The sequence below is a fragment of the Lysobacter auxotrophicus genome (assembly GCF_027924565.1).
GTDB classification, from domain to species: domain Bacteria; phylum Pseudomonadota; class Gammaproteobacteria; order Xanthomonadales; family Xanthomonadaceae; genus Lysobacter_J; species Lysobacter_J auxotrophicus.
Genome location: NZ_AP027041.1, coordinates 3,384,012 through 3,397,191 on the forward strand (window position 1 = coordinate 3,384,012; position 13,180 = coordinate 3,397,191).

Here is a 13,180-nt window from a genome sequence, read left to right on the forward strand (position 1 = left end):
GAACCCCATGACCTCCATCGCCTCCGATATCTACTCCAGCCTCGGCGCCAACGCGTCCGGCGGCACGGACACGAAGAAGAAGACCGAGTCGCTCGGCCAGGCCGATTTCCTGCGCCTGATGACCGAGCAGCTGCAGCACCAGGATCCGCTGAACCCGATGCAGAACAGCGAATTCCTCGGGCAGCTCGCGCAGTTCTCGACCGTGCAGGGCATCCAGGGCCTGCAGACCTCGATGGACAGCTTCAACGGCTCGCTGGCCACCGACCAGATGCTGCGCGGCGCCTCGCTCGTCGGCCGCAGCGTGCTGGTGCCGTCGGCGAAGATGTCGCTGGGCAGCGAGGGCAGCGTCAACGGCGTGGTCGCCGCGCCCGACTCGGGCACCGTCACCTTCGAGATCACCGACGCCAACGGACAGAGCGTCCGCAAGCTCACCGTGCAGGCCGAAAAGGCCGGTGAAGTCGCCTTCGAATGGGACGGCCGCGATGCCAACGGCAACCGCCTGGCCGCTGGCACGTACGGCGTCACCGCGACGATCGGCTCGGGCGAGACCAAGAAGGATCTCAGCACCTACGTCGAATCGCGCGTGGACAGCGTGACCGTCGGCAGCGACGGCGTGTTCCTCGACCTCGCGGGGCTGGGCACGGCGCCGCTGGATTACGTGCTGCGCATCCGCTGACGAACCGCAGCTCTCACCCCAAACCCCTTCCCCGCTCGCGGGAGAGGGGCTTCCTCTCTCCGGAGAACATCCAATGGGTTTCAACACCTCGCTGTCGGGCATCAACGCCGCCAACGCCGACCTCAACGTCACGGCGAACAACATCGCCAACGTCAACACCACCGGCTTCAAGGAATCGCGCGCGGAATTCGCCGACCTGTTCTCCTCCACCGCCTACGGCCTGTCGCGCAACGCGATCGGTTCGGGCGTGAAGCTGAGCAACGTCGCGCAGCAGTTCTCGCAGGGCAACATCGACCCGACCGGCCGCGGCCTGGACGTCGCGATCGACGGCGAAGGCTTCTTCGTGCTCAACGACAACGGTGCGCGCGTGTACTCGCGAGCGGGCAATTTCCAGCCCGATGCGAACGGATTCATCGGCACGCCCGACGGCAAGCGCCTGCAGGTGTTCGCGCCGAACGCCAACGGCAACGGCTTCGACGTCGGCCGCATGGTCGACCTGCAGCTGCTCACCACCACCAGCCCGCCGCAGGCGTCGAGCAACGTGGTGATGCAGGTGACGCTGCCCGGCAACGCGGCGGCGCCGACGATCGCGCCGTTCGATCCGACCGACACCAACACCTACAACCACTCCAGCGGCGGCGCGACCGTGTACGACTCGCTCGGCGTGGCGCACGTGCAGACCTCCTACTTCGTGAAGACGGCCAATCCGAACGAATGGCAGGTGCACAACTTCATCGACGGCACCGCCGTGGGTGCGCCGACGACGCTGCAGTTCAACGGCTCCGGCGCGCTGATCTCGCCGGCGAACGGGCAGATCGCGATGGATCCGTTCACCCCGACCACCGGTGCGGGCGTCATGAACCTGACGCTGAACGTGTCCGGCTCGGCGCAGTACGGCTCGGCGTTCTCGCTGCGCGACATCAATCCGGACGGTTACGCCGCCGGCAAGCTCAACGAGATCGACATCGACTCCACCGGCGTGGTCTACGCGCGCTTCTCCAACGGCGCCGACCAGCCGCTGGGCCAGATCGCGCTGGGCACCTTCACCAACCCGCAGGGCCTGCAGCCGCAGGGCAACAACGTGTGGGCCGAAACCTACGCGTCGGGCGATCCGCGCATCGGCGCGCCGGACACCGCGGACTTCGGCACGCTGCAGTCCGGCGCGCTGGAAGCGTCCACGGTCGATCTCACCGAACAGCTGGTCAACATGATCACCGCGCAGCGCAACTTCCAGGCGAACGCGCAGATGATCTCGACGCAGGACCAGGTCACCCAGACGATCATCAACATCCGCTAAGCGCGGACGCGATGAGATAGGAGGTCCGCCATGACCGACCGCGCGCTCTACATCGCGATGACCGGCGCCAGCACGTCGCTGAAGACGCAGGCATCGGTGTCGCACAACCTCGCCAACGCCAACACGGTGGGTTTCCAGGCGACGCTCGCCGGTTCCACCGCGACGCCGGTGAAGGGCAACGGCCACGCCTCGCGCGTGGCCGCCGCCGCGCAGGCGTACGGCGTGAGCGACACGCACGGCGCGATCCTGCAGACCGGCAACACGCTGGACGTCGCGCTGAACCAGGACCGCTGGCTCACCGTGCAGGACGCGCAGGGCAACCCCGCCTACACGCGCGCCGGAAACCTGGCGATGAACGCCAACGGCCTGCTGACCAGCAACGGCCGTCCGGTGCTCGGAAGCGACGGCGCGCCGGTGACGGTGCCGCCGTTCCAGTCGATGGACATCGCCAGCGACGGCACCATCTCGATCGTTCCGCAGGGCCAGCCGGCCAACACCATCGCCGAGGCCGGCCGCCTGGGCGTCGTGCAGGCGCGCACGGCGGAGCTGGTGCGCGGCGACGACGGCCTGATGCGCCCCGGCAACGGCCAGCCGCCCGCGCCCGCCGCCGGCGAATCGCTCACGCCCGGCGCGGTGGAGAACAGCAACGTCGAGGCGACCTCGATGCTGGTGCAGATGATCCAGACCGCGCGCGCGTTCGAGATGCAGGTACGCGTCTTGCAGAGTGTGGATGAGAACGCACGCAGCGCGAATTCGCTGCTGGGTTCTCGCTGACGGTGGTCCTTGAGGCGCCGCGCCTTCGCCGTCATCCCGGCGAAGGCCGGGACCCAGGCCCGTAACGCATCGATCTAAAACCGCAACAGAACCGAAGCCTTCCCCGCCTGGGTCCCGGCCTTCGCCGGGATGACGACAGGAAGGCTTCGACGAACAGGAGACAACGCCATGACCCAGGCGCTATGGATCGCCAAGACCGGCCTCGACGCGCAGCAGACGCGCATGGCGGTCATCTCGAACAACCTGTCCAACGTCAACACGACCGGCTTCAAGCGCGATCGCGCGGAGTTCCAGGACCTGCTCTACCAGACCGTGCGCCAGCCCGGCGGTGCGACGTCCGAGCAGACGCAGATGCCGACCGGGCTGTCCACCGGCACCGGCGTGCGCGTGGCGGCCACGGCGAAGGAGTTCTCGCAGGGCAACCTCAACGTCACCAACGGCGCGCTGGACGTCGGCATCGACGGCCGCGGTTTCTTCGAAGTGCTGATGCCCGACGGCAGCAGCGCCTACACGCGCGACGGCAGCTTCAAGCGCAATTCGCAGGGCGAGCTGGTGACCAGCGCCGGTTACCCGGTGCAACCGGGCATCCAGTTTCCCGAAGGCACGCAAAGCGTGACCATCGGCGCCGACGGCACCGTGTCGGTGAAGGTGCAGGGCCAGGCCGACGACGTGCAGGTCGGCGCGCTGACGCTGGCCGATTTCGTGAACCCGTCGGGCCTGCAGGCCATCGGCGGGAACCTGTTCGTCGAGACCGGCGCCAGCGGCCCCGCGCAGCAGGGCGCGCCGGGCACCAACGGCATCGGCCAGCTCGCGCAGGGCCAGCTGGAAGGCTCCAACGTCAACGTCGTGGAGGAGCTGGTGTCGATGATCGAAACCCAGCGCGCGTACGAGACCAACGCCAAGGCGATCTCGACCACCGACACGATGCTCGGCTTCCTCAACAACAATCTGTGAGTCGCGGCGTGAACGCCTTCTTCCGTGTTTCCATCGCCGGCGCGACGCTCGCGCTGGCCGGGTGCGCCGCCGTCGTCGGCGACGTGCGCCCGTTTGCGCCGATGGCCGCCCCGGCCTCGGCGATCGCCGCCCCCGCCACGCCCGCCAGCGAAGGCTCGATCTACGGCAGCCGCAGCCTGCGCCTGTTCGAGGACAACAAGGCGCGCGACGTCGGCGACCTGGTCACCATCGTGCTGGTCGAAAACACCAGCGCGCGCGCGCAGGCCAACACGTCGGTCAGCAAGGAATCGGGCATCGACATGGCCGCGCCGACCATCGCCGGCGTGCCGATCACCTACAAGGGCAACGCGATCCTGGAAGCGTCGGTCGAAGGCTCGCGCGATTTCCAGGGCTCGGGCAACAGCACGCAGAGCAACCGCCTCAACGGCTCGGTGACGGCGACCGTCGTGCAGAACCTGGGCAACGGCAACCTGCTGGTGCGCGGCCAGAAGCAGCTGCGCCTGAACCAGGGCGACGAGCTGATCCAGGTTCAAGGAATCGTGCGCACGGCCGATATCGGTCCCGACAACCGCATTTCCTCCGATCGCGTCGGCGATGCGCAGATCGTCTATGGCGGCCGCGGCACCCTGGCGCGTTCCAACGCGATGGGCTGGCTCGGCCGGTTCTTCAATTCCGCGGTTTATCCGTACTGAGGGGGCGTATGAACACTCGTGATTCTTCGTCTTCTTCGACGCGCGGGTCGTCCGCTCCGGTGCCGTCACAGTCCGCCTCATCGCGCCCCATCGCCTCGTCATCCCGGCGCACGCCGGGACCCAGGCTGGCTGCGTTTGAATCCATCGCGACGCTGCTTTCGACACTGCGGGCCTGGGTCCCGGCGTTCGCCGGGATGACGGGTCTGAAAGTGCTGGGGATGACGCGCAACCCCCGCCTCCCCAAAGGCACTGGCCTCATCGCCTACGCCATCGCCTGCACCCTCGCCGGCCTGGTGCTCACGCTCGCCGTCGTGCCGCCGGCGCGGGCCGAGCGCATCAAGGACCTCGCGCAGGTCGCGGGCGTGCGCGGCAATCCGCTGATCGGCTACGGCCTGGTCGTGGGTCTGGACGGCAGCGGCGACCGCACCAGCCAGACGCCCTTCACCGTGCAGAGCCTGAAGACGATGCTCGACCAGCTCGGCGTCAGCATTCCGCCGGGCGTCAATCCGCAGCTGAAGAACGTCGCCGCCGTCGCGATCCACGCCGAACTTCCGCCGTACGCCAAGCCCGGCCAGCCGATCGACGTCACCGTCTCGTCCATCGGCAACGCGGGTTCCCTGCGCGGCGGCAGCCTGCTGATGGCGCCGCTGCGCGGTGCCGACGGCGAGATCTACGCCATCGCGCAGGGCAGCCTGGTCGTGTCGGGCTTCGGCGCGTCGGGCAAGGACGGCTCGCGCATCTCGGTCAACGCGCCCAACGGCGGCCGCATCCCGAACGGCGCCATCGTCGAGCGCGCCGTCGCCGGTGCGCCGGCGTCGGGCAACGTCACGCTCAACCTGCACGAAGCCGACTTCACCACTGCCGCGCACATCGTCGATGCGGTGAACCGCGAGTTCGGCAACGGCCGCGCCCGCGCCGTGGACGCCGTCACCATCGAAGTCGCGCCGCCCTCCGACGGCGACCGCGTCGGTTTTCTGGCGAAGCTCGAATCCCTCGACGTGAGCCCCGGCGCCGCGGCGTCCAAGGTCATCGTCAATTCGCGCACCGGTACCGTCGTGATGGGCGGCCAGGTGAGCGTGCTGCCGGCAGCGGTGTCGCACGGCTCGCTCACGGTGTCGATCTCCGAGAACACGCAGGTCAGCCAGCCCAACGAATTCAGCCGCGGCCAGACCGTGGTCACGCCGCAGTCCACCGTGGAAGCCAGCCAGGACGGCGGCCGCATGTTCCTGTTCCAGGGCGGCACGTCGCTGGAGCAGATCGTCCGCGCGGTGAACGCCGTGGGCGCCGCGCCCGGCGACATCGTGGCGATCCTGGAAGCGCTCAAGCGCGCCGGCGCGCTGCGGGCGGAGCTGGAGGTGATCTGATGGGCGCTGCGCGGAACGAGGAAACCGCAGCGCTTTTGCCCCTCCCCCTGCATGCAGGGGGTGAGAGCGGACTGCCTGCGCGCCAGTGGCGCGCGTCCGGTCGAACGCCATCGGGCTATTGCCGGATGGCTGCGGGTTGGGAGGGGGTCGTGAGGCGGGCCAGCGCCGAACTCGCCGCGATGCCGCCGCTTCGCGGCGCGTACCCCTCCCCAACCCTCCCCTGCACGCAGGGGAGGGAGAAAAACGTCACGGCACAACTCTTGCCTTGACCCCACCATGCACCTGCGCCCCGCCCTGTCCCAGCCGCTATCGACGCCCAGCACCGACGGTGCGCCGCGCGCCGACCGCTCGCGCGTGGAATACGCCGCGCAGCAGCTGGAAGCGCAGTTCGCGCAGATGCTGGTCAAGTCGATGCGCAGCGCGTCCTTCGGCGATCCGCTGATGGGCGATAACTCCACCTACCGCGACATGTACGACCAGCAGCTCTCGCGCGAGCTCGCCAAGGGGCGCGGCCTGGGCCTGGCGCCGATCATCGTGCAGCAGCTCACCCGCGACACCGGCGGCGCCACCGCGACGGCGACGCCGCCGGGCGGTTTGCCGTTCTCGCCCGCCGCCTCGCCGATGTCGCTGTCACTCACGCCCAGCAGCGACGGCGTCTCGCTTCCGGCGCTCGCCGCGCCCGCCCTGCTGCGCGTGGAAACGGCGCAGGTCGAATGCGATCCGAACGCGAAGCTCGACTGCTCCAGTCCGGAAGCGTTCGTGAAGTCGGTCTGGCCGCACGCGCAGCGCACCGCGCAGGAACTGGGCGTGGATCCGAAGGCGCTCGTCGCGCAGGCCGCGCTGGAAACCGGCTGGGGCCGGCGCCTGGCGAAAGGCGGCGGCGAAGTCACCTCGCACAACCTGTTCGGCATCAAGGCCGGCTCGAAGTGGAGCGGCCAGCGCATCAACGCCGGCACGCACGAGTACGTCGGCGGCACGCGCGTGAGCGAGCGCGCCGATTTCCGCGCCTACGGCTCCATCGGCGAGAGCTTCGCCGACTACGCCAGGCTGCTGAACAACCCGCGTTACGCGCAGGCGCGCGCGGCCGGCAGCGACACGCGCCAGTTCGCGCAGGCGCTGCAGAAGGCCGGCTACGCCACCGACCCCGCCTACGCCGCGAAGATCAACGCGATCGCCGAAGGCGCCACGCTCAACCGCGCGCTCGCCGCGCTCGACGGCAACACACGAGGCTGACGATGGCCAACGTCCTGTCCACCGGCTCCGGCGCCCTGATCGCGTTCCAGCGCGCGCTGGCGACCGTGAGCCACAACGTCGCCAACGTCGCGACCGAAGGCTATTCGCGCCAGCGCGTGGAGCTGTCCACGCGCTCGCCCACCGACATGGGCTACGGCTACGTCGGCAACGGCGTGCAGGTGGCGGACGTGCGCCGCATCGCCGACCAGCTCGCCAACACGCGCCTGCTGGAAAGCGGCGGCGAACTGGCCCGCGCGCAGCAGCTTTCCGGCCTGGCCTCGCGCGTGGACAGCCTGTTTTCCGACAAGGCGACCGGCCTGGCCGGCGTGTGGTCGAACTTCTTCGACGCCGCCACGGGCCTGACCAGCAACGCGGCCTCCAGCGCCGCGCGCGAGGACGTGCTGTCCGACGCGAACGCGCTCACCGCGCGCTTCAAGCAGCTCAACAACCAGCTCGATTCGCTGAGCAACGAGGTCAACAGCGGCCTGCGCAGCAGCGCCGAGGAAGTGAACCGCATCGGCGCGGAGATCGCGCGCCTCAACGGCGAGATCACCAGCAACCCGAACAACGTCTCCAACGACCTGCTCGACCAGCGCGACCGCCTGGTCTCGCAGATGGTCGGCTTCACCGGCGGCACCGCGGTGCAGCAGGGCGACGGCGCGCTCAACGTGTTCACCGCCGGCGGGCAGGCGCTGGTCGTCGGCAACACGTCGGCGAAACTCACCGTCGCCACCGACCCCTATCGCCCCGAACGCGTGCGCCTGGCGCTGGACGGCAACGGCCAGCAGATCCAGCTCAACGATGCCTCGCTGGGCGGCAAGATCGGCGGCCTGATGGACTTCCGCAGCGACGTGCTCGATCCGGCGCAGGCCGAACTCGGGCGCATCGCCGTGGGCCTGGCCGACGCCTTCAACCAGCAGCACCGCGCCGGCATGGACCTCAACGGCCAGATGGGCACGGACTTCTTCTCCGTGCCCGCGCCGAAGGTCAACAACCACGCCAGCAACACCGGCACCGGCACGCTCACCGCGAGCGTCGGCGACCTGTCCAAGCTGGACGCGCAGAACGTCGTGCTGAAGTTCGACGGCAGCGCGTGGAGCGCCACGCGCGCCGACACCGGCGCCAACGTGCCGCTGACAGGCACCGGCACCGCGGCCGACCCGCTGGTGGTCAACGGCGTCGAACTCGTCGTCGGCGGTGCGCCGGCGTCGGGCGATCGTTTCCTGCTGCAGCCCACCGCGGGCGCGGCCGGCGCGATCGGCGTCGCCATCGACGACCCCAACCGCATCGCGGCGGCCACGCCGGTGAAGGCGAAGGCCGAACTCGACAACGTCGGCACCGGCAAGATCGGCACGGTGAAGGTCACCGACGCCACCCACGCCAACCTGCTCACGCCCGCCGACATCGAGTTCATCGACGCAACGCAGTACACGATCAACGGCACCGGTCCCTTCCCGTACACCGCGGGCCAGCCGATCAACGCCAACGGCTGGAGCCTCAGCCTGGACGGCGTGCCCGCCGCGGGCGACCGCTTCAGCGTGGGCAGCACGGGCGCCGGCTCCAGCGACAACGGCAACGCGATCGCGCTGGGCAACCTCGACGATGCGAAGGCCTTGAACGGCGGCACGGTGTCGCTCAACGGCGCGATCGGCGGGCTGACCACGACGATCGGCTCGGCCGCGCGACAGGCGGACTACGCCGCCGACGCGCAGCAGGTGCTGTACGACCAGGCGCAGTCGGCGCGCGATTCGATTTCCGGCGTGAACATCGACGAGGAGGCGGCCAACATGCTGCGCTTCCAGCAGGCCTACCAGGCCGCCGCGCAGGTGATCTCCACCGCCGACACGATGTTCCAGTCCCTGCTCAGCGCGGTGCGTCGATGAACAATCGCATTTCCACCAGCGGCGCCTACGCACTGCAACTGGGCACGATGCTGCGCAAGCAGGCGGGCCTGTCGCATACGCAGCAGCAGCTCGCCTCGGGCCAGCGCCTGGTCACGGCGAAGGACGATCCCGTCGCCGCCGGCACCGCGGTGTCGCTGGACCGCGCGAGCGCGGAGCTGGAACGTTTCGGCGAGAACGCCAACCTGCTGGGCAACCGTCTGAACCTGCAGGAAAGCGTGCTGGCGCAGGCGGGCGATCGCCTGGCGCGCGTGCGCGAGCTCACCATCCAGGCCAACAACGCCGCGATGTCGAGCGAGGACAAGAAGGCGATCACCGCCGAGCTGAAGGTGATCCGCGAGGAACTCATCGGCCTGGCCAACAGCCAGGACGGCAGCGGGCGCTACCTGTTCGGCGGCACCGCGGACGACCACGCGCCGTTCGTGGTGAGCGCCGGCGACGTCAGCTACACCGGCGACCAGCGCCAGCGCGAGGTGGAGATCGCACCGGACCAGTTCGTGTCCGACACGCTGCCGGGCAGCGAGTTGTTCATGCGCGTCAAGACCGGCGACGGCCGCGTCAACGGTGCCGCGGCGGCGACCAACACCGGCACCGGCGTGCTGATGGAGTTCGGCCTGGACGCGTCGGGCAGCTGGACCGGCGGCCGTTTCAGCGTCGTGTTCACCGCGCCGGACGCCTACGAACTTCGCGACGCCGGCGGTGCGGTCATCGGCACCGGCGCGTACGTCAGCGGCGAAGGCATCAACGTCGGCGGGCTGAACCTGCGCGTGGACGGCGCACCGGCCGCGGGCGACAGTTTTTCCGTCGGCCCGGCGGGAACCCGCGACGTGTTCGGCATGATCGACGACCTCGTCGGCGCGCTCGAACTGCCCGACGACTCCCCGCAGCAGCGCGCGAGGCAGCAGAACGCGTTGCAGGCGTCGCTCCGCGACGCGGCCACGGCGCAGGAGCACTTCATCGACGGGCGCGCCACCGGCGGCGCCCAGCTCGCGGCGATGGACAGCGCGGCCGAATTGCGCGAAGCGCAGTCGGTCACGCTGGAAACCACGCTGTCGGGCATCCGCGACCTGGACTACGCCGAGGCGATCAGCCGTTTCCAGCTGGAAAGCACGGCCCTGCAGGCCGCGCAGCAGGCCTTCATGCGGCTGCAGTCGAGTTCGTTGTTTGATTTGATGTGAGGTTGGTGATTCGTGATTCGTGATTCGTGATTGGTGATTCGTGATTCGTGAGCCGGGCGGTTGTAGCCCGGGTAAGGCCGAAGGCCGCACCCGGGGCAACGGCTCCGGCGCGGTAACCCCGGGTGCGCTGCGCTTACCCGGGCTACAAAGGCCGGGGGAGAACCAGTGGTGGCCTCGCGATCCCCGCTCCGGGCCGGAGCCCCGCTCTTACGAATCACGAATCACGAATCACCAATCACCGATCAAGCGCTTCTAGACATCCATCCCACTTCCAAAGACTTGTCAACCAGGAGCTAAAGGTTTCGAAACGTGGGCCGCTACCTAGTTCAGCAGCGGCAAGGGCCGGCAACACCGACCAACCACTGCGGTAATTGCCGGCCGGCGAGCGCTTCGCCGGTGCCCTAACCGAAACCTACGGAGAACCACCATGGCACAAGTCATCAACAGCAACGTGATGTCGCTCAACGCCCAGCGCAACCTGGGCACCAGCAGCGCCAGCCTCGGCACCACCATCCAGCGCCTGTCGTCGGGCCTGCGCATCAACAGCGCGAAGGACGACGCGGCGGGCCTTGCGATCTCGGAGCGCTTCAGCACGCAGATCCGCGGCCTCGACGTCGCCGTGCGCAACGCGAACGACGGCATCTCGCTGGCCCAGTCGGCCGAAGGCGCGATGGTCGAAATCGGCAACAACCTGCAGCGCGTCCGCGAACTGGCCGTGCAGTCGGCCAACGCCACCAACTCGCAGTCCGACCGTGACGCGCTGAACGCCGAAGTCTCGCAGCTGGTCTCGGAAATCGACCGCGTCGCCAACCAGACCAACTTCAACGGCACCAAGCTGCTCGACGGCTCCTTCGCCGGCGCGCTGTTCCAGGTCGGCGCCAACTCGGGCCAGACCATCGCCGTCAACAGCATCGTCGACGCCAACGCCAACGCGCTGGGCAAGGCCCAGTTCGCCGCCGCGCAGACCTCGACCGCCGCTGTCTCGGCCGGTACGGCCACGGCGACCGGCACCCTCGCCGGCATGGCGATCAACGGCGTGACGGTGGACACCATCGACATCGGCGTGGGCGACACCGGCGGCGACGTGGCCAAGAAGATGGCCGCCTCGATCAACGACAAGATGGACCAGACCGGCGTCTACGCCTCGCTGGATTCGAGCAACAAGCTGACGCTGACCTCGATCACCGCGGGCAAGGATTTCTCCTTCACCGCCGGCACGCTGACGGGCGGCACGGGCATCACGATGGCCGAAGCCGGCATCGGCGCCACCGCGACCGCTTCGGCGGGCAGCACGAAGTACATCAAGGACCTCGACATCTCCAGCTTCACCGGCGCGCAGCAGGCCATGGAAATCGTCGACAAGGCCCTGACCAGCGTCAACTCCGCCCGCGCCGACATGGGTGCGGTGCAGAACCGCTTCACCTCGACCATCGCCAACCTGCAGGCGACGAGCGAGAACCTGAGCGCTTCGCGCAGCCGTATCCGTGACGCGGACTACGCGAAGGAAACCGCCGAGCTGACCCGTACCCAGATCCTGAGCCAGGCCGGTACCGCGATGCTCGCCCAGGCCAACGCCGTACCGCAGAACGTCCTCAGCCTGCTGGGCTGATCCACCGCCAGACGGGGCGCGGGATGCGCGCCCCGATGGCACCCCGGCGGGATGCGCGCGAACGCATCCCGTCGGTTCTTTCCGAAAGGAGTCGCCATGACCGCTCATCTCTCGCCCCGCCCCACACCGCGCCACGCGGTCCACGGTCGACGCGGAGGGTAAGCGGTCATGGCCATTTCCACGCTTGGTTCGGGCATCGACATCCCCTCGCTGGTGTCCCAGCTCGTCGCCGCCGAACGCTCCCCGATCGAAAGCCGCATCGCGCGCGGCGAGAACGCCGCCAAGACGCAGCTGTCGGCGATGGGCTCGCTCAAGAGCGTCTTCTCCGGCCTGCAGTCCGCGCTGGAGAAACTGCGCAAGGACGGCGGCACCGACGCACGCACCGCGACCGTGCAGGACAAGGCCGGCTTCACCGCCTCGGCCGACACCACCGCGGCCGTGGGCGAATACAAGATCGAAGTCGAATCGCTCGCCACCGCGCACCGCCTCACCTCGCCGGCGAAGGCCGCCGACGCGAAGATCGGCACCGGCAAGCTGGTCATCGAGGCCGGCGACACCAAGATCGAAGTCGACATCGTCGAAGGCCGCAACACGCTGTCGGACATCCGCACCGCCATCAACACCGCGGCTGCCGGCAAGGGCGTGCAGGCGAGCCTGGTGAATGCCGACGGCGGCCAGCACCTGGTGCTCACCGCGGTGGATTCGGGCCTGGAAGGCAAGCTGCGCGTCACCACCAGCGGCGGCGACGGCGGCCTGTCGGCGCTGACCTACGACCCGGGCGTGTCCACCTCGATGACCGAAACCGTCGCGGCGAAGGACGCGGTGGTGAAGGTCGACGGCCTCACGCGCACCTCCAGCAGCAACAGCCTCACCGACCTGCTGCCGGGCGTGACGCTCAACCTCACCGAAGCCAAGCCCGGCGAAACCTTCAACCTGAAGGTCGACACCGACGACGCCGCGGTGCAGAAGACGCTGCAGTCGTTCGTGACGGCGTACAACGCGTCGATCGGCCTGACCAAGTCGCTCACCGCGTACAACGCCGAAACCAAGACCGCCTCGGCGCTCACCGGCGATTCGATGGTGCGCGGCCTGCAGAGTTCGCTGCGCAACATGGCCAGCGAGAACGTGGTGGCGTTCAAGGAGCTGGGCCTGTCGATCAACACCGACGGCACGCTCGCGCTCAACACCAGCACGCTCGCCAAGGCGCTGGGCGAGGATCCGGGCGCGCTTTCGCGCCTGTTCTCCGGCGAGGAAGGCTACGGCGCGGACCTGGAAGGCATGCTCGACAGCGTGCTGGAAACCGACGGCCTGCTCGACTCGCGCACCGACAGCCTCAACGCGCGCATGAAGACCTACGACAAGCAATACGAAGACCTCGACCGGCGCATGGAATCGCTGCAGGCCCGCTACACCGCGCAGTTCACCGCGATGGAACAGCTGGTCACGCAGTTGCAGGGATCCAGCGGCTACCTCTCGCAGCAACTCGGCTCGATGTCCTAAGG

The 13,180-nt window shown here is 68.8% G+C and carries 11 protein-coding genes; all 11 read left to right on the top strand.

The annotated features are described in order from the left end of the window. Positions 1-7 precede the first annotated feature (7 nt). Positions 8-676, top strand: coding sequence for a flagellar hook capping FlgD N-terminal domain-containing protein (locus LA521A_RS15385; RefSeq protein ID WP_281779734.1), 669 nt, complete (start codon positions 8-10; stop codon positions 674-676). A gap of 73 nt (positions 677-749) precedes the next feature. Further along, on the top strand, positions 750-1,973 hold the full coding sequence (flgE, locus tag LA521A_RS15390) for a flagellar hook protein FlgE (RefSeq protein WP_281779735.1): 1,224 nt from the start codon (positions 750-752) through the stop codon (positions 1,971-1,973). A gap of 30 nt (positions 1,974-2,003) precedes the next feature. Continuing rightward, positions 2,004-2,747, top strand: coding sequence for a flagellar basal-body rod protein FlgF (locus tag LA521A_RS15395; protein ID WP_281779736.1), 744 nt, complete (start codon positions 2,004-2,006; stop codon positions 2,745-2,747). Positions 2,748-2,915: 168 nt separating this feature from the next. Continuing rightward, a complete protein-coding gene (gene flgG / locus LA521A_RS15400) occupies positions 2,916-3,701 on the top strand; it encodes a flagellar basal-body rod protein FlgG (RefSeq protein WP_281779737.1) in 786 nt (261 codons plus the stop codon). A gap of 8 nt (positions 3,702-3,709) precedes the next feature. Beyond that, on the top strand, positions 3,710-4,393 hold the full coding sequence (gene flgH / locus LA521A_RS15405) for a flagellar basal body L-ring protein FlgH (protein ID WP_281779738.1): 684 nt from the start codon (positions 3,710-3,712) through the stop codon (positions 4,391-4,393). A 218-nt stretch (positions 4,394-4,611) separates the two neighbouring features. Next, entirely contained in the window at positions 4,612-5,757 is a 1,146-nt protein-coding gene (locus tag LA521A_RS15410) for a flagellar basal body P-ring protein FlgI (RefSeq protein WP_281779739.1), read from the top strand. A 276-nt stretch (positions 5,758-6,033) separates the two neighbouring features. Beyond that, positions 6,034-6,990: a flagellar assembly peptidoglycan hydrolase FlgJ gene (gene flgJ, locus LA521A_RS15415; protein WP_281779740.1), complete on the top strand. Its 957-nt coding sequence runs from the start codon at positions 6,034-6,036 to the stop codon at positions 6,988-6,990. Positions 6,991-6,992: 2 nt separating this feature from the next. Next, positions 6,993-8,873: a flagellar hook-associated protein FlgK gene (flgK, locus tag LA521A_RS15420; RefSeq protein ID WP_281779741.1), complete on the top strand. Its 1,881-nt coding sequence runs from the start codon at positions 6,993-6,995 to the stop codon at positions 8,871-8,873. Then, positions 8,870-10,069 (top strand): flagellar hook-associated protein FlgL, encoded by a 1,200-nt coding sequence (gene flgL / locus LA521A_RS15425; protein ID WP_281779742.1) that lies wholly within the window; start codon positions 8,870-8,872, stop codon positions 10,067-10,069. Before flgK ends, flgL begins: the two co-directional genes overlap by 4 nt. Positions 10,070-10,496: 427 nt before the next feature. Then, a complete protein-coding gene (locus tag LA521A_RS15430) occupies positions 10,497-11,678 on the top strand; it encodes a flagellin (protein ID WP_281779743.1) in 1,182 nt (393 codons plus the stop codon). A 168-nt stretch (positions 11,679-11,846) separates the two neighbouring features. Beyond that, positions 11,847-13,178, top strand: coding sequence for a flagellar filament capping protein FliD (gene fliD, locus LA521A_RS15435; protein WP_281779744.1), 1,332 nt, complete (start codon positions 11,847-11,849; stop codon positions 13,176-13,178). The last annotated feature ends 2 nt before the right edge of the window (positions 13,179-13,180 follow it).